Genomic DNA, 18,291 nt, shown 5'->3' on the forward strand with positions numbered 1-18,291 from the left:
AATATCGCCTTATTATTTTATGATTTAATGAAATATTAGCACGCAAAATCAAGGACGTAAAGCAGGAAGAAGTGGAGAAGGAATGAAACTAATGAAATATAGTAAGCCCCTGCTTTTCATTGCGCTTGGCCTATTTGGTGTATACACGATCGAGTTCGGTGTGGTTGGCATTTTGCCAGTCATCATTGAACGTTTTCATATTACGGCAGCCCAGGCCGGGTTTCTTGTCAGTTCATTTGCATTGATCATCGCGCTGTTCGGTCCCTTCATGGTGCTATGGATGTCCAGATTTAACCGCAAGCGAATCATGACAATGTCGTTGTTTGTTTTTGCCATAACAAGCTTGCTGTCAGCCTATACATCCAACTTTTATCTACTAGTCATTTTACGTATCATTCCGGCTCTGTTTCACCCGGTGTATTTCTCGCTTGCCTTTGTCGCCGCCACTGCGTTGTATCCCCCGGAAAAAGCAACGCAAGCTTCCGCCAAAGCCTTCCTCGGCACGAGCATGGGAATGGTACTCGGTATTCCAATTACGGCTTATATCGCCAATCAATTTTCATACGAGGCCTCCTTCTGGTTTACTGCAGTAGCGAATGGGATTGCGGGGATCGGTATTCTATTTATGCTGCCGGATACACCACAAGCCGAAATGTTCTCCTACCGGAAGCAGCTTGGCATTTTGCGTAAAATATCGCTGTGGCTCAATATCGGGGCGGCTACTTTTATTTTTGCAGCCATGTTCTCGGTGTATAGCTATTCTGCCGAATATTTGGGGCAAAATACAGGGATGAGCAGCAATGTTATCAGTTTTCTGCTTATTATTTTCGGCATCGGCGGAATGCTCGGCAATCTGTTGGCTGGCAAGCTCATGGGCTTGCATAAGGTACGCACCGCTCTTTTTCATCCAGTAGCCTTGGGGGGCACCTATTTGCTGTTGTACGGGATCAGTTCTTCATTTATCCCTACGCTCTTCATCATTATCGTGTGGGGGGCCGTTCATACCAGCGGACTGATTGTCGCCCAGATTTGGGTGATTGATGAGGCCAAAGAAGCTCCCGCGTTTGCCAACAGTCTTTATATCTCGTTTATTAACCTAGGGGTCTCACTGGGCTCACTGGCAGGGGGGTGGTTTATTGCCAGAGCGGGGATCCATGGGACGCTGTGGAGCGGTTTGCTGTTCGCCATGCTGGCGATGGTATGCATCGGGTCTAAAGTGATCTATCCACGTATTTTGCGAAAATATAAAGGGTTAGATGTGCAAAGCTAAAGAGTTGCAAGAGGCAAACCTGTTATCATAAAAAACCGGTTCAACACTTTGTATGGTGTTGAACCGGTTTTTGTTTAAAAATTGATTCCTGCCTGTCGGATTGGATCAGAATGAAACACGCACTTCGTTGCGAATTAGATCAGCGTATAACCGCCATCTGGGAACAGCACGCTTCCGGTGGTAAACTTGTTCGTCATCAGATACAACACAGTATGTGCGATTTCCTCATTATACCCCACTCGACGGAGCAAGGTTACTTCCTTGTATTCCTCAAAAGCCTGCGCCCGCTGCTCACCCTCAGGGCCGTCTCTCCAAATCGTGCCGGGGGATACGACATTAACCCGTACGGGGGCCAATTCTACTGCCAACGCCTTGCCCAAGCTTTCAATCGCGCCGTTAGCCGCTCCATATGTAGCACCAAATCCCATCGGTCGTTGACTGAAGGCCCCAGACATGAGGACGATCGAGCCGTCCTTGGAGATATGCGGTACCGCATGCTTGGCAGCAAAATATTGCGGCCAGAATTTCCCTTCGAACGGGGTTTTTGCCTTTTCCGTATCTATCGTGATCGGACCACGCGTGTAGCTGGCACCCGGTGTAAACAGATGGTCGAATGCTCCAACTTTTTCAAAAAACGCTTGAACCTCTTCCTCTATCTGATTATTCAGTTGGAAGGTTTCCACCGATTCGGCAGGGATGACCTTCTTCGCCTGCTCCAGTTTTTCTGCGGAACGCCCAGCGATCACAATGCTTGCCCCTTGCTTTGCTGCTTCTATGGCTGTTGCCAGCCCTATACCTGCACTGCCGCCAATCACGACGACACGTTGATTATGTAAATTCATATTATTCTCAGCTCCTTTATAAGGATTATATCATAACTATTTTAAAGACATACTTATTTTTATTCGAATAGGCTTTCCTGCACCGTGCTTTTGCGATAGGATGTCGGCGATTGGCCCGACCAGCGCTTGAACTGTCTGCTAAAATGCGCAATATCCCCATAGCCGAGCATATCGGCAATTTGTTGCACCGACCATTGCGGATCAGCCAACAGCAACTTGGCCTCATGCAGCACAAGCCCGGATAGATATACACGGGGAGATACGCCGAAAACGCTACGGAATACACGATTACAATGGGACACGCTAATACCTAGCTCGGATGAAATCCCCTCGATCCCATCCTGCTTTTCCACCGAGCCGGCCTGTCCATAAGGCTGATTCACTCTGCCCTGAAGACGACTGGCAATCTGATGGGCAAGCTCTGCCTGCACATATCCACGCCCCGGCAGATGGGCCGCTTCACTGGATACAGCCTCCCATAACGTTGCGAACAGTTCAAACACAGCAGATTGAATCCGCATTCGCTTTGCCACCGAATCACTACCTACTCCTATGTCTTCCGGCGCTGAAAGATCGAGCAACTTGCCCAGCGCTGGTCCCATCTGCCCTGCCACTGTTCCTTCAGCTGGAAACAGCACCTGCTCCAGACGACTCAGGAGCGAGAGAAACAGCTTATCATCAATGTCGAAATGCATACAAAAATACGTAAATCCCTCTCCGTTACTATGGCTGGAGTGGACAATCCCCGGTCGCAGCAGCACCAGATCACCCTGTCGCTGGGTATAGCTGCGACCATCTACAACCATGATCTGTTCTCCCGCAAGCACGATGTTAATCTCATATTGAGGATGCTCGTGTAGCGGATAGCTCCACTCTCTTCCGACACTTCGTGTATGAATAGCAAACAAATTGACTGTGGTTCGCACATCGGGAAAAAAGAATTCCTCTCCGGCAACTGTAAGGTCTGGATGATGGGGGCTCTTCGGTAAACGTGGTGTCGACATGTTTTCCCTCCTGGCTTATATCGATATACTCAGTATATCGCTTTCAGCGCGATTTGGATAAATAGTTGAGCGATTTGACAATGGTTCCCCACCACATGACATGCTAGGCTCTAAGTGAAGTTACTCAAAGTTAAACTTTATCATGAAAGGGGTTTCATTATATGTCGAAAAATATATTTTATAACACACAGCATGCACCTATCGGTTCTTTTTCCAGCTTTACACTTGGGTTTAAGGGTAATCGCGGCGGACTTGGTTTGGAGCTGGGCAAGCCTGCCGATGAAAATGTATATATCGGGCTGCAATCCAGAGATGGCGGAGTATACGAGGCGCTTCCCTTTTTTGCATCCACACAGGATGAAAGTGCCCGCTACGACGTGGAGAAAAAGGGTAAACGAACGGAACCGCAGCTTATGCCCTTTGCCGATTCAGACATTACCCGTGAGCTAAAAGCAGGAACGGATACATGGCAGGCTGGCGATTTGACGTTCCGGCTGTACTCTCCTGTTCGCCCAGTGCCCGAGCCGGGAACCGCGGGTATGGATGAGCTGCGGGCAGCGTTGGTCCCGGCGGTATTCGCCGAGCTAACCGTCGATAACACACTGGGGACTGCAGCGCGAAGAGCTTTTTTCGGATATCAGGGCAGTGATCCGTATAGCGGCATACGCATTATAGGAGAAGATCCGCGCAGGGACGCTACTGATTCTACCCAATTAGAAGAAAGACTTACAGGCATCGGCCAAGGACGCAGCACAGCCATTGTGACCAACAGCAGTGAAGCGGTACCTGCCAGCGGATTTGCAATGGAGAAGCTGCTTGGGGAGACCATGGCCGAGAATTTATCCTTTGGCCTGGGCGCGACGGGTGCGCTTCTGATGGACGTTCCCGCAGGTGAGAAGCGCACATATTCCTTCGCCATATGCTTCTATCGCGGCGGCATTGTGACAACAGGCATTGAAGCGTCGTATTACTATACCCAGCTGTTCAAGGATATTGAAGACGTGGGAAGCTATGCTTTGAAGCATTTTTCAAACCTGACCGCAGCCTGTGTTCAGGCTAATCGCTGGATGGAGTCGGCCGACCTGAGCCCGGACCAGGAATTTATGCTCGCTCAGGCGATCCACAGCTACTATGGCAGCACCCAACTGCTTAGTCACCAAGCGGATGGAGAACCGATCTGGGTTGTGAACGAAGGCGAGTATCGGATGATGAATACACTCGATTTGACGGCAGATCAGCTCTACTATGAATTGATTTTAAATCCATGGACGGTACGCAACGAGCTGGAGTGGTTTGTCCAAAGGTACAGCTATCGGGATGAGGTACGCTTTCCGGGAGAGGAACATACCTATACCGGTGGTATCACGTTTACGCATGATATGGGCGTGGCAAACGTGTTCTCCCGGCAGGGGTACTCCTGTTATGAGCTGGCTGGGATTGACGACTGCTTCTCTTACATGAGCCATGAGGAACTGGTGAACTGGCTTTGCTGCGCCACGGTATATATCGAGCAGACACAGGATCAGTCATTTACGACACGTATGCTGCCTGTCTTGTGTGACTGCTTCGAAAGCATGCTGCGGCGGGATCACCCCGACCCGGCACAACGAAACGGCTTGATGGGCTTGGACAGCTCTAGAACCCGGGGAGGCGCGGAAATTACGACCTACGACAGTCTGGACGTATCTCTGGGTCAGTCTCGCAACAACATTTATCTAGGCAGCAAATGCTGGGCAGTATATGTTGCACTGGAAAAGATATTTGCCTCAAAAGGGCTTAACTCCCTCTCACAGGAGGCTGGCTTACAGGCGGACAAATGCGCAGCAGCGATCACAGCACATATGACAGACAAAGGTTATATTCCTGCAGTTATTAAGGAAGGTAATGATTCGCAGATTATTCCTGCCATTGAGGGGCTGATCTTCCCTTATTTTACAGGATGTGAGGCTGCGCTTAAGCCTGATGGACGGTTCGGTGGATATATCCAAGCACTGCGGCGTCATTTGGAAACTGTACTAGTACCGGGAGTTTGTCTGTTTGAAGACGGAGGCTGGAAGCTGTCCTCGACCAGTAACAACTCCTGGCTGAGCAAAATCTATCTGTCACAGTTTATTGCCCGCGAGTTGCTGGAGCTGCCTTGGGAAGAAGCTGGGCAGGCCGCAGACGCTGCCCATGCCTCATGGCTCCTTCACCCTGAAGAATCCTATTGGTGCTGGAGCGATCAGATACTCTCCGGTATTGCTCACGGCAGTAAATATTATCCGCGCGGAGTTACCGCTATTTTGTGGATGTATGAAGGCAACGGCAACCGTCTGACTCTCCCTGAGCATATGAGTCAGGATCAGGAACAGCATGTCTGAGGATCATCTTCACCTGCCCAAAAGGAGGCTCCAATATGACCAAGCTGATGGATATGCCAAAAGAGAGCGGCTATGCGGCTTGGCTGCATTACCGCCGCAATAGTAAGGTAGAAAAGCTGCCCGCTTGGTGCAGGGTCATCGTGGTCCATGAGACAGATGAAGTGCTTGAATCGGCTGCGAGTGAGCTTCAGCACGGATTGACCTCCATGTTTGGACAGCAGCCGAAGATCAGCGCCGTTCCTGTGAATGCGCCATTCATTGCGCTGGGTACGTTCCCAGCGCATCCTTTGGTCGCAGAACGATTCAGCGCAAAAGAACAGGCAGAAGTGAGCGCAGAAGGCTACCGAATTCGCGGGATAGAGATGCCAGATCCGGCATATTCAGCTTCGCACGGTAACGATGATATCAAGGGACAGTACGTTACAATCGCGGGGCAGACCTCCAAAGGCGTATTGTACGGAGTCTTTCATCTGCTGCGCTACCTGCAGGGAGGACTAGACGGGAAGTTGAAGCCCACCACCGAATCAGTGCACGTCCCCATTCTAGACCAATTATCCAACCCTGCTAATTCCATCCGCATGATCAATCACTGGGATAACATGGATGGTAGTATTGAACGCGGGTATGCGGGTGGCTCTATTTTCTATGATAATAATGCCTTTACTACAAATATGGAGCGCCTGCGAGACTATGCCCGTCTACTCGCTTCTGTAGGCATTCAAGCACTATCCATTAACAACGTGAATGTCCATCAGGTAGAGACCGAGCTGATTACAGATAAATTCCTACCGGATGTGGCTAAAGTAGCTGCGGTATTTCGCGCCTATGGCATACAGATCTACTTGAGCATTAACTATGCCAGTCCTATTCAGCTCGGTGGGTTAACCACCGCCGATCCCTTGGAACCAGCTGTAGCTGAATGGTGGCAGACCAAAGCCCAGGAAGTTTACGCCGCCGTTCCCGATCTGGGTGGTTTTGTGGTCAAGGCCGATTCCGAAAATCGGCCCGGACCGTTCAGCTACGGGCGCCATCACGCCGATGGAGCCAATATGCTTGCAGATGCATTGCAGCCCTATGGCGGACGTGTGATTTGGCGCTGCTTTGTCTACAACTGCAAGCAGGACTGGCGCGATCGCAAGACGGATCGGGCCCGCGCAGCCTTTGACCATTTTAAACCGCTGGATGGGCTGTTTCGGGAAAATGTCATTTTACAGATCAAAAATGGTCCCATGGATTTTCAGGTGCGGGAGCCTGTCTCCCCCCTGTTCGGTGCGCTGGAATCCACTCAGATACTGCTGGAGTTTCAAATTGCGCAAGAGTACACCGGGCAACAGAAACATCTATGTTACCTTGTTCCCCAATGGAAGGAAGTATTGGATTTTGACACATACGCCCAAGGAAAAGGCTCCACCATCAAGCGTATCGTGAGTGGCGCTCTGCATTCTCCCAAGCATACCAACTATGGAGTAGCCGCTGTATCCAATATTGGTGCAGACACCAATTGGACCGGACATTTGCTCGCCCAGTCCAATCTTTATGGCTATGGTCGGCTGGCATGGGACCCGGATCTGTCCGCAGACGAAATCGCTGATGAGTGGGTTCGGCTGACGTTTGGCAGACAAGGGAATAGCGACGGCGGCACAGATTTAATTTCTACCCTTAAGCAGATGCTGCTCGATTCATGGAATGTCTACGAATCCTACACCGCCCCTCTCGGGGTCGGCTGGATGGTCAGTCCCGATCACCACTATGGGCCGGATGTAGACGGGTACGAATATTCCATGTGGGGCACCTACCATTTTGCTGATTGCAGGGGGATCGGGGTAGATCGCACGACCGCAACCGGAACGGGCTATGCAGGACAATATTTTTCTCCCAATACTGATATCTACGAATCTACGGACACCTGCCCGGATGAGCTGCTCTTATTCTTTCACCATGTTCCTTATACACACTTGCTCCACTCCGGCCAAACTGTCATACAGCACATTTATGATACCCATTTTGAAGGTGCAGAACGTGCGGCCCATCTCCGAGACACATGGGTTAGTCTACGAGGGCAACTGAATGCTGCCATGTATGAACAGGTGCTGGAGCGGCTGGAGCATCAGGCAGAGCATGCCAAAGAATGGCGGGATCGGATCAATACGTATTTCTACCGTAAAAGCGGCATTTCCGACCAGAAGGATCGCCCTATTTATTAAGTAAGCAACTATTAAACAAGCTGCCTCGGCAATACTTTCATACAGACTGGAACAAGGCTTTTATACGCTTAGGTTCACTTTCTCCTATACTGGCATTGGCTCGCACATCACTAAAAGGCATGCGTCTTACTCAGACCTATGCCTTATTTTTTTGTCTGGAAACTTTTAAGCACACGGTTGCTTACGTAAAATGTCATATTTGTCCACCCTGAGTGTGCAATAAATTCTTCTTTTTATGCAACCGCTTGCTTTATACTATTTTTGTAGACGTTTACAAAATGTTGTCGAATTAGACTATGCTTTGGGGAGGATGATCGGTTTGACCTTGTATCGAAGTCTATGGAAAAAAGGGTGCCTGATGCTATTAAGCATTGTGCTATCTCTGACCGCCTTTATTGGCTCACCCTCCAATACGGCAAGCGCAGCGGTTGCTGATGATTTTCAGGCTTCTGTCATGGGGCCGCTGGCGAAAATCAGTGACTGGGGTGCATTCAAAAAGCAACTGCAAACGCTGAAAAGTAACGGTGTGTATGCTATTACCACCGACGTCTGGTGGGGCCATGTGGAGAGCGCAGGAGATAACCAGTTCGATTGGAGCTACTACAAGACCTATGCAGATGCCGTAAAAGAAGTGGGATTGAAGTGGGTTCCTATTATCTCTACGCATAAGTGTGGGGGAAATGTGGGGGATGATTGCAACATCCCGCTACCAAGCTGGCTGTCTAGCAAGGGCAGTGCAGATGAAATGCAGTTCAAGGACGAAAGCGGTTTTGCCAATAACGAAGCCCTCTCTCCATTATGGAGCGGGACTGGTAAACAATATGACGAGCTGTATGCCTCATTTGCTCAAACCTTTGCTAGCTACAAAAGCATCATTCCCAAAATTTATTTAAGCGGTGGGCCCTCTGGAGAATTGCGATATCCTTCATACTATCCGGCAGCGGGATGGAGTTATCCTGCACGGGGCAAATTCCAAGCCTACACTGAAACAGCCAAAAATGCGTTCCGCACGGCCATGAATGAAAAGTATGGATCAATGGACAAGATTAATGCAGCCTGGGGTACCAAGCTGAGCAGCCTTGGCCAAATCAATCCACCGACCGACGGGGACGGATTTTACACGAACGGCGGGTATACTTCCACGTATGGGAAGGATTTTCTGTCGTGGTACCAAAGCGTGCTTGAGAAGCATCTGGGCGTCATCGGAGCTGCTGCACACAAAAACTTCGATTCCGTGTTCGGTGTCCGTATCGGAGCCAAGATTTCCGGTCTGCACTGGCAGATGAACAATCCTGCCATGCCTCACAGCACAGAGCAAGCAGGTGGATATTATGATTACAACCGTCTCATCGAGAAGTTCAAAGATGCGGATCTGGATTTGACCTTTACTGCTCTGGAGATGAACGACAGTGGTACAGCACCGAATTATTCCTTGCCGTCCACATTAGTAGATACTGTCTCCTCGATCGCTAATGCCAAGGGTGTTCGCCTAAATGGTGAAAATGCACTCCCAACAGGCGGTAGCGGCTTTCAAAAAATCGAAGAAAAAATCACAAAGTTCGGTTATCACGGCTTTACACTTTTACGCCTCAACAATCTCGTCAACAACGACGGCTCACCAACCGGTGAGATGAGTGGATTCAAACAGTATATTGTAAACAAGGCCAAGCCCGGCGATAACGGTGGCGGTACAGGCAACAAAGTAACTATATACTACAAAAAAGGCTTCAACTCGCCTTACATTCACTACCGCCCGGCTGGCGGAAGCTGGACTGCTGCGCCTGGTGTGAAAATGCAGGATGCCGAGATTAGCGGCTATGCCAAAATTACCGTCGATATCGGGTCTGCCTCCCAATTGGAAGCTGCTTTTAATGACGGTAATAACAACTGGGACAGCAACAACACCAAAAACTACTCCTTCAGCACGGGCACTTCTACTTACACGCCTGGTAACAGCGGCAATGCGGGAACGATCACATCAGGCGCTCCATCGGGCACGGTTCCCGGGGATGGCGGCGGTACAACTAACAAGGTAACGGTATACTACAAAAAAGGCTTTAACTCGCCTTACATTCACTACCGCCCGGCTGGCGGAAACTGGACTGCCGTACCCGGTGTGAAAATGCAGGATGCCGAGATTAGCGGCTATGCTAAAATTACCGTCGATATCGGGTCTGCCTCCCAACTGGAAGCCGCTTTTAATGACGGCAATAACAGCTGGGACAGCAATAACACGAAGAACTACCTTTTCAGCGCAGGAACTTCTACTTACACGCCCGGCTCTAACGGAGCCGCAGGAACTATCCGAACGGGGGCACCTTCGGGGAGCATCCTCAGCGTAGGGACTTCCACCTACACAACCAACCTTAACGAAGTTGCAGGACCTATCCAAACAGTGGAACTTTCGGGTGCATCCTTAAACGTAGGCACTTCTACGTACTTACCCAACCCTAACGGAGTTGAAGTAACTATTCAAACGGGGGCGCCTTCGGGCGCCTTCACTCCTATAGATCTAGGTACCCTCTCCAAGCCCACTCCCCTCAACACAGACTGGAGCAAACAGAGCATTTATTTTATCATGACAGACCGATTTAGCAACGGAGATCCAACCAACGATAATTACGGTGGCTTCAATTCCAACAACAACGATCAGCGCAAGTGGCATGGTGGCGATTTTCAAGGGATTATTAACCAACTCGACTACATTAAAAATATGGGGTTTACCGCCATCTGGATTACTCCGGTAACGATGCAAAAGAGCGAATACGCTTACCACGGCTATCATACGTATGATTTTTATGCGGTAGACGGGCATCTTGGTACCATGGACAAGTTCAAAGAGCTGGTTGGTAAGGCACACGACAAAAATATCGCTGTGATGCTGGACGTAGTTCCCAATCACACTGGCGATTTTCAACCTGGGAACGGCATCGCCAAGGCTCCTTTTGACAAAGCGGACTGGTATCATCACAATGGCGACATCACAGGAGCAGACTACAACTCAAACAATCAGTGGAAAATCGAAAACGGTGACGTTGCCGGATTGGACGACCTGAATCAGGACAACCCAGATACAGCGAATGAACTCAAAAACTGGATCAAATGGCTGCTGAACGAGTCGGGGGTCGACGGACTGCGGGTGGACACTGTGAAGCATGTACCCAAAGGGTTTTTGAAGGATTTTGACCAGGCCGCCAATACCTTCACTCTCGGTGAAATTTACAGTGGCGATCCTGCTTATGTGGGTGATTACACCCGGTATCTCGATGCCGCACTGGATTTTCCGATGTATTATACAATCAAGGATGTGTTTGGACACGATCAATCTATGAGGAAAATCAAGGAACGCTACTCAGATGATCGTCACTATCGCGATGCCCAGACCAACGGCGTATTTATCGACAATCATGATGTAAAACGTTTCCTGAATGACGCCTCTGGCAAGCCGGGTGCTAACTATGACAAATGGCCTCAGCTCAAGGCCGCCTTGGGCTTTACTTTGACCTCACGCGGGATTCCTATCATCTATCAAGGCACCGAGCAAGGCTTTAGTGGCGGAGATGATCCTGCCAACCGGGAAAACGTTGTGTTTAACGCCAATCATGATCTGTATCAGTACATCGCTAAGCTGAACCGTGTGCGCAACAGCCACCCTGCCCTGCAAAACGGGAGCCAAAAGGAAAAGTGGGTAGACGACTCCTTTTACAGCTTCCAGCGCTCTAAAAATGGAGACGAGGCCATCGTACTTATCAACAACTCCTGGAGCAGTCAAACCCGCACGATTGGCAACTTCGACAATCTGTCCAACGGCACTCGCCTGACCAACCAATTAAGCAACGACTCCATTCAGATCAACAACGGTTCGATCACCGTGACCCTCGCTCCAAAGGAAGTTAAAGTTTTCACCAAATGAGTTACATCGATTATTCAATTGTGCTAAAATAAATGATAGAAGGATATACTAAAAAAGAGCAAGGATGCTGGTAACATCCCTACTCTTGGCAACAGCCGCTTTGAAGAGCGGTCGGCTGAACAGGGCTAGCTCTATTAGAAATAGACCGTTTTCCCTTGTCCAGGGCGGTCTATTTCTTTTTGTTTTGGTTCAACGCAATAACAATCGTAACGATTAATCCGATCAACGCTACTAATAGCGTTCTATATGATATACAAAATATAACCACTACTACGTGTAAGATTGCTTACACTGTACCATCTGTCCATAAAACAAAACAGGCACCTGACGAAGCGTACACTTCGTTGCAGGTGCCTTGTTTATATATAAACAACGTGGGATTACTTAGGCCTCAGTAGCCACGTTGATATTGTTCAGGTATGGAAGGCTTCTCGCCGCGCAGCGTCACTGCTGCATGAATCGCCCAATATGGATCGCGCAGCAATCCGCGTCCCACAGCGACCAGATCGGCATCCTCGTTGCCGATAACGGACTGCGCCAAGGCTGGGTCATCCAGTGCGCCGACAGCGATCACCGGGATGTTCAGTGCCTCGCGGATTTGGCGTGCGAACGGCACTTGATAGCCCGGATAGTTGCCCGGCTTCCTGGTGCCTGCAGGTCCTTCCCCGCCCGTGCTAACATGGATCACGTCTACGCCTGCAGCCTGATATGCACGGCTCAGCTCAATGGCATGATCCACATCGTACCCACCATCTACGTATTCCACTGCGCTGATGCGTAAGATTAACGGCATACCCGCAGGCATTTGCTTGCGTACAGCCTGAATAACTTCAACACCGAAACGGGATAGCTCCTGACCATACACGTCATCTCGCTTGTTCGTAACTGGCGAATGGAATTGGTGAATCAAGTAACCATGTGCCCCGTGAAGTTCAATCGTATCCACGCCCGCTTGAACTGCACGCCGGGTAGCGTCTGCAAATTTCTGCACCATGCCACGGACTTCCTCCGTCGTAAGCGCGCGTGGCTGTTTATAATTCGCATCCGGGTATGCAATGGCCGAAGGAGCAACTGGCTCAGCTGCATCCTCAGCTTTACGGCCCGCGTGAGCAATCTGGATGCCTACCTTGGACCCGTGCGCATGAATGCCATCAACCAGCTTCTTATAAGCTGGGACATGCTCGTCTGACCAAAGACCCAGATCATAATCTGTAATCCGTCCATCTGGTTCCACGTCTGTCATTTCTATAATAATCAGGCCCGTGCCTCCAATAGCCCGACTCAGGTAATGAACATGATGCCAATCATTCGGAATCCCGTCCTTGGCTGTCACCGAGTATTGGCACATCGGGGGCATCACCACACGATTCTTTAATTCCAAATCTTTCAGTGTATACGGTGTAAACAACGAATTCGTCAAAACGTTCATCTCCTTTTTACCTTTACCACATCAATGAAAATGCGTTCCAAATTACACGGTCTATTATAAACATGATCGGCAAAGTCCAAACGGAATAAAGAGATTCCCTCCAACGGGGGATCTCTCACATTTGCAACTTGCAGTCATTATGTATGTCGTACGTTGTAGATATATTGCACACAACCTATTATCCATAACTCAATAACTTTTTGCAAGTAAATATTTAAATATTATTAAATATTTTTTTGTCTACGCACTCTCGGCCTCCTAGCTATAACACAAAAAGACGCCCTTACGGACGCCTCTGCGGAACCAATCTTATTGTGCTGAACCTAATTGCACCCATGCCTTCTCAATCTCTGCAACCGCCTGATCCTTATTCATGTTACCGCTGATATATGCTTGCATCAGCTCGCCAAATTTTTGGTGGAACGTATCCAGCGAGTAGTTAACAGACAGATCACCGGACTTCGACGTTTTCAAAATGCTTTCCATTTCCTTAGGCATTTCCAGATCAGGAAGCGGTGCATCCTTAATTGGAGGAATCACCTTCGCTACCTGGGAGAACCAGTTCTTGCCGTATTCCGAAGTGTACAGCCAGTTGAAAAATTCAATCGTTTCCTTCGATACTTCGGAATCCTTGTTGATACGCAGCGCCTGATCTGCACCGGTAATGATGACCGATTGATCAGCTTTGTCACTCACCGGATATCCCATGATGCCAATTTTAAGATCAGGATTAATTTTCTTGATTGCTTCCTCATCCCACGCACCTTTACCCGTCATAAACGCAGCTTTTCCGGATGCAAAATCACTTACTTCCGCATTGCTGTCCCGTTCCAGCGGCTTATCTGTGCCATGTTTCACCGTCAAATCAATGAAGTTAAAGAAGTTGTTGTACAGCACTGGGTAGTCCTTGATTTTTGCTTTGCCTGCGATAAAATCGCTAACGAGTTGCTTCGGTTCCACGCCCGCATCCTGCGCAGCAGCATCTACATAGTGTTGGAAGATATGCTTCCATACCCACCACTCTTTATATGCGTTGGCAAATGGAGTAATGCCCTTCGCCTCTAGCTTGGTGACCGCATCCTGCATTTCTGCAATCGTCTTTGGCGGGGAGGTTACCCCAGCCTTGGTAAGCAAATCCTTATTGTAAATCAGCGTAAACAGGTTCCCCTTCACCGGGAATCCCAGTACTTTGCCGTCACTGGAACTCATATTCGCTCGAACCGCATCCGTCATGGCTGCTGCCAGCGGTTCATTGGTCAGATCAGCGCTATAATCCGCATACGTGTCAATGTCGCCTCCTGCCGTCGTTTGGAATACATCCGGTGTACTACCTGAGGCTATTTTCGACTTCAGAATCGTGTTGTAGTCTGCCTGCATGATCTCCAGATTGATCTTCACGTTAGGTTTGACCTTCTTATACTCCTCGATATACGCGTTAAAAGCATCGGTATACTCTGGTGAAGCTGTGAACATGTTTATTGTAACCGTTTTCAAATCTTCTTTGCCGCCAGCACTTTCTTTCGACGCATCCGTGCCGCCGCTGCTTCCACATCCGCTCAACAAACCGACCGTCAAAAGCAAACTGCCGGATAACGCCATCATCTTCTTTAACATGGATACTCCCCCATTTGTTTGTGATCAACGTCCATGCGCTCATTCTAAAAAATATACTCCAATTTAAAAAGGCAGATTAGTGAAGCGTTAAGGGTAAAAAAGTGGTTTATTGCAGGCTTACGCGATACTCAGACGGTGACACCTGATAATAATTACGAAAAGCCTTACTGAAATAATTTTTATCTTTGTAGCCAAGCATATCCGAGATTTCCTGTATTTTCAGGCTAGAATCACCCAGCAGCTCCTTCGCCTTGTCCATTCTAACCTTCTGCACATATTCGTGAATACCGTAACCAAACTGCTGCTTGAACAGCTTCATCAGGTATTCCCGACTCAAAAAATAGGTTTCGGCAAAAAACGAAATTTTGATATCCTCAAAATAATAACGGTCGATGTGCCTTTTGATGTCCGTTATGTCAAAGGGCTGGTTCCCCGCTTGAGCATGTTGGACCCCAGCAATGTAAAGCTCCAGCATTCGATTCAATCTCTGACCATAATGGGCAAAACTCGTAAAATCAGCAGACAAATCGCTTTCCCCCACTTGCTCCGGTTCTTCCAAAGCTCCATCTTGATTCAACGCTGACGTAGACGCACCCAACTCAATCGCAGCTTCTCTCAGTAAAAAATGGAACTCCTTCATCATTCGATCCGCATCCTGTAAACGGAAAATAGGGCCTGATGCCAATTGTTTCAGCAGATCGCCCAGCAGTACCTTTGCCCGGTTTGCTTGACCTGTCTGAGCATCCTTTTGGATCGACAACAGTCGCTCTGTCCATGACATTTCCTCTAGCATTCCCATTTGCCGTGGCACTATATGAAGAATGGACTCCCCTTCCAGCTTCAACACATCCGTACTGTGGATAAGCGTCTTGGCATCCATATAAGCAGACGCTAGCTCCAATACATCTGTACAGAGCTTACCCAATCCGGCAGCTACCACCATGCTGAACAGCCCATGCAGGTTGGCCACCGCCTTCTGTGTCACTTGTGCCAATAGTAAGGCCATATGTTCTTCTTGTCCTGGGGCCAGGGTACAGATCGAAACGACCTCACGCTCCCGTCGCGGATGGGAGAAGCTAAAACAACTCAACCGTTCATCTGACGTCTGAGCTAACACATTGGTCACGGCAAAATCCATCAGATCGGCATCGCCATGAAAACGCGTCCTGCGAATCTCATCCCTGTTCAGCAGCCGCAGCACGATCACCCCAAAGCGATTCCCCTTCTGATCCGCTCCGATCAATGGGAGCAACGCCGTATTGGCCTGCCTTTTAAAGCTACCGTCCAAAATGGACAAATATAGCTTCTCTTTCAGCTTCGGCAGTGACATATTCAGCGTAATGTTCTGGCTAATGAACTTGTTTTTGCTTTGCTCTCGGCTTTCCAGAATGTCCACTGCTTTGCGCAGTGCCTGGTTCAGATCCTGACGATTGATAGGTTTGAGCAGATAGTCCACCACCCGGGATTGAATCGCCTGCCGTGTAAATTCAAAGTCGTTGTAGCCGCTAATGACAATCGTCAGCAGATGGGGATATGCCTTTTCGATCGCACGAAGAAATTCGATACCGTTCAGCTCAGGCATTTTCATATCGACCATCACCACATCTATATGGTGCTGACCCAACAGCTCCAGTCCCAACCTTCCATTCGTCGCCTCATAAATATGTTCGATGCCCAGACGGTCCCAGTCCCCGATAATACGAATGGCTTCGCGCAACGGCTCTTCATCGTCAATAATCAATACGTTATACATGACTACTTCCTCCCCGGGGAATTTGCATTCTCATTTCCGTTCCCGTTTCATCCGTAAGTATGAATAATCCTGCCTGATCTCCGTACAAAAGCTTCAGCCGTGTGTTCAGATTTTTCAAACCAATATGCTCGCTCTCCCGTTCTTCCCATTTTTCATGGAATGAATCCAGCACCATTCTCAGCTTGTCCTCTGAAATTCCAGGTCCGTTGTCCCTGACTGCAATTGTGGCATTTGTAGAACTCGATTCGGCTGAAATGACGATCAGAATATCGCTTGATACTTTTTCCAACGCATGCTTGATAGCGTTTTCCACCAACGTCTGCACAGATAATCTCGGGATCGGCAACTCCATCAGCGTTTCCTCCCATACCACTTCGACCCGCAGTCTCGCCCCGAACCTTGCTTTTTGCAGACCTATATACCGTTCAATGTGCTTGAGCTCTTCGCGGGCAACTACGATATCCTTGCCGTTGATGGAATACCGCAACGTTTGGGCCAATGCATCCACCATATCCGCCATGTCGAACATCTCCCGCTTTAATGCCTGTGTGGATATGGCTTGCAGGGCATTGTACAGAAAATGAGGATTAATTTCAGCCTCCAACGCCTTGAGTATGGCATTCTTTTCGACCAGCTTCATGCGATAGCGCTCATTAATAAGTTCTTCGGTTCTTTGGACCATTTCGTTAAAATGCAGCGACAAATATGCAATCTCGTCATGTCCCTTCACAGGAGCTGTTGCTCCAAAATCTCCGGTGCTAAACCGCTTCATCTGGGTGGACAGCTTATGTAAAGGTCGGGTAATGGCGTTCGAGGTCAGTGTCACTAATATAATAGACACACCTAAAAATAAAGCCCCGATGGCATAGCTCCAATTCCGTGTTGTCGTAGCTGCTTCATAAATCTGGCGGTATGGGATGGGCTTGATGAGCTGCCACCCATCTTTTTCACCAGCATCATAGACGACCAAATACTCCTGATTGCCACTGCTATCTGACCACGTTACTCGCCCGCTTCCTCCCTTGCCGATCTGTGCCAACACTCCGGAATCACGCATCCGCTCATAGAGCGGAAAGCTATTCACATAAAAGGGAACCCCTTTAGGGCTCATTAGCATCAATTGGTCCCCTTTGCCCAGTGGGATGTTCTGCATGATTTCATCCACGGCGCTCGTATTGTAATAAAAGGACAGCACCGCCTGCGGGTGACGGGATGCAATCGACCTCAGCACTCGATGGTATGCCATAAAGCTGGCTTGTGGCGCCACATAGCCCATATCAGAACGGGACCCTACAAAGGATTGAAATGATTCGTTCGTGGTACTAGCCATCGCCTCTTTATACCAAGGAAGCTTGGGAATATCCGTGTTTATTCCTTTGCGCACCGTAATGTTGTACGTCTCCCTGGTAACCACATAGTATTGATGTCGGTCCGCCACGTACAGATAGATCGCTTCCAGATCATTACGTGAATAAAACATGCTGCGCAAGTAATCTTCAATGACCATTCGCGAAGCATAGTCCCGGTTCTCATTGGCAATCGCGTTCATGATATCGTTATAACGTAGCTGTGGAAGAGCCAACTGCTGCATTCCCTCCAAGTAATCCTCCAAATTCTGATTGACCAGCAGCAGATTATTGGTCGTGCTGGCGATGCTATGGTTAACCGACTCCTTTTCAATCATCTGATAGGAAATAATTGTAAGTGAGCCCACCACCAGAATAATCACCGAGGTAAAAAGAAGAATGAGTTTGTTCACTAATTTTTGCGTGATCCTCCTCCACATGGAGCGAAGAATCGTTCCTACGCGCTCTGACATCATGATAACCGCCCCTTTTGAAAGCGTACACATTTTTACCCTCAACTGTTTTCTTAAATCCATTGGTCCGGCCCTAGGGGCTA

General features: G+C 48.9%; 10 protein-coding genes. 4 read left to right on the forward strand and 6 right to left on the reverse strand.

The features are described 5' to 3' along the window. The first annotated feature begins 91 nt into the window (after window positions 1-91). The gene (locus tag MKY24_RS25835; protein ID WP_209940646.1) at window positions 92-1,270 is read left to right on the forward strand and encodes an MFS transporter; all 1,179 of its coding nucleotides are present in this window, start codon (window positions 92-94) and stop codon (window positions 1,268-1,270) included. A gap of 134 nt (window positions 1,271-1,404) precedes the next feature. Here MKY24_RS25835 and MKY24_RS25840 read toward each other — a convergent pair whose 3' ends face one another. Beyond that, entirely contained in the window at window positions 1,405-2,112 is a 708-nt protein-coding gene (locus MKY24_RS25840) for an SDR family oxidoreductase (protein ID WP_023990938.1), read from the reverse strand. A 59-nt stretch (window positions 2,113-2,171) separates the two neighbouring features. Continuing rightward, window positions 2,172-3,116: an AraC family transcriptional regulator gene (locus MKY24_RS25845; RefSeq protein WP_028540849.1), complete on the reverse strand. Its 945-nt coding sequence runs from the start codon at window positions 3,114-3,116 to the stop codon at window positions 2,172-2,174. A 161-nt stretch (window positions 3,117-3,277) separates the two neighbouring features. Here MKY24_RS25845 and MKY24_RS25850 point away from each other — a divergent pair, with 161 nt between their 5' ends. The 3 genes from MKY24_RS25850 to MKY24_RS25860 all read left to right on the forward strand — a co-directional run bounded on the left by MKY24_RS25850 (window position 3,278) and on the right by MKY24_RS25860 (window position 11,593). Next, on the forward strand, window positions 3,278-5,476 hold the full coding sequence (locus MKY24_RS25850; protein WP_339201145.1) for a glycoside hydrolase family 52 protein: 2,199 nt from the start codon (window positions 3,278-3,280) through the stop codon (window positions 5,474-5,476). 35 nt (window positions 5,477-5,511) lie between these two features. Continuing rightward, entirely contained in the window at window positions 5,512-7,680 is a 2,169-nt protein-coding gene (locus tag MKY24_RS25855; RefSeq protein ID WP_339201146.1) for an alpha-glucuronidase family glycosyl hydrolase, read from the forward strand. A gap of 319 nt (window positions 7,681-7,999) precedes the next feature. Further along, window positions 8,000-11,593 (forward strand): family 14 glycosylhydrolase, encoded by a 3,594-nt coding sequence (locus MKY24_RS25860; RefSeq protein WP_339201147.1) that lies wholly within the window; start codon window positions 8,000-8,002, stop codon window positions 11,591-11,593. 391 nt (window positions 11,594-11,984) lie between these two features. On the opposite strand, the gene MKY24_RS25865 is transcribed toward MKY24_RS25860, so the two are convergent. The 4 genes from MKY24_RS25865 to MKY24_RS25880 form a co-directional block, all read right to left on the reverse strand. Then, entirely contained in the window at window positions 11,985-13,013 is a 1,029-nt protein-coding gene (locus tag MKY24_RS25865; RefSeq protein WP_104411506.1) for an NADH:flavin oxidoreductase/NADH oxidase, read from the reverse strand. 318 nt (window positions 13,014-13,331) lie between these two features. Further along, complete coding sequence (locus MKY24_RS25870) at window positions 13,332-14,636, reverse strand: extracellular solute-binding protein (RefSeq protein WP_028540854.1); 1,305 nt, start codon at window positions 14,634-14,636, stop codon at window positions 13,332-13,334. Between the two features lie 106 nt (window positions 14,637-14,742). Next, on the reverse strand, window positions 14,743-16,389 hold the full coding sequence (locus MKY24_RS25875) for a response regulator (RefSeq protein WP_053326389.1): 1,647 nt from the start codon (window positions 16,387-16,389) through the stop codon (window positions 14,743-14,745). Further along, a complete protein-coding gene (locus MKY24_RS25880) occupies window positions 16,382-18,241 on the reverse strand; it encodes a histidine kinase (RefSeq protein WP_023990949.1) in 1,860 nt (619 codons plus the stop codon). The genes MKY24_RS25875 and MKY24_RS25880 overlap by 8 nt, the downstream gene beginning before the upstream one ends. Window positions 18,242-18,291 lie beyond the last annotated feature (50 nt).

Origin of the sequence: Paenibacillus sp. FSL P2-0322, from assembly GCF_037975315.1 — a bacterium.
In the GTDB taxonomy this organism is placed as follows: Bacteria; Bacillota; Bacilli; order Paenibacillales; family Paenibacillaceae; genus Paenibacillus; species Paenibacillus polymyxa_B.

Bases quoted from the DNA above. Each gene is read 5' to 3' on its own strand.
- MKY24_RS25835 (WP_209940646.1), top strand. From the start codon at position 92: ATGAAATATAGTAAGCCCCTGCTTTTCATTGCGCTTGGCCTATTTGGT.
- MKY24_RS25840 (WP_023990938.1), bottom strand. From the start codon at position 2,112: ATGAATTTACATAATCAACGTGTCGTCGTGATTGGCGGCAGTGCAGGT.
- MKY24_RS25845 (WP_028540849.1), bottom strand. From the start codon at position 3,116: ATGTCGACACCACGTTTACCGAAGAGCCCCCATCATCCAGACCTTACA.
- MKY24_RS25850 (WP_339201145.1), top strand. From the start codon at position 3,278: ATGTCGAAAAATATATTTTATAACACACAGCATGCACCTATCGGTTCT.
- MKY24_RS25855 (WP_339201146.1), top strand. From the start codon at position 5,512: ATGACCAAGCTGATGGATATGCCAAAAGAGAGCGGCTATGCGGCTTGG.
- MKY24_RS25870 (WP_028540854.1), bottom strand. From the start codon at position 14,636: ATGTTAAAGAAGATGATGGCGTTATCCGGCAGTTTGCTTTTGACGGTC.
- MKY24_RS25875 (WP_053326389.1), bottom strand. From the start codon at position 16,389: ATGTATAACGTATTGATTATTGACGATGAAGAGCCGTTGCGCGAAGCC.
- MKY24_RS25880 (WP_023990949.1), bottom strand. From the start codon at position 18,241: ATGTGTACGCTTTCAAAAGGGGCGGTTATCATGATGTCAGAGCGCGTA.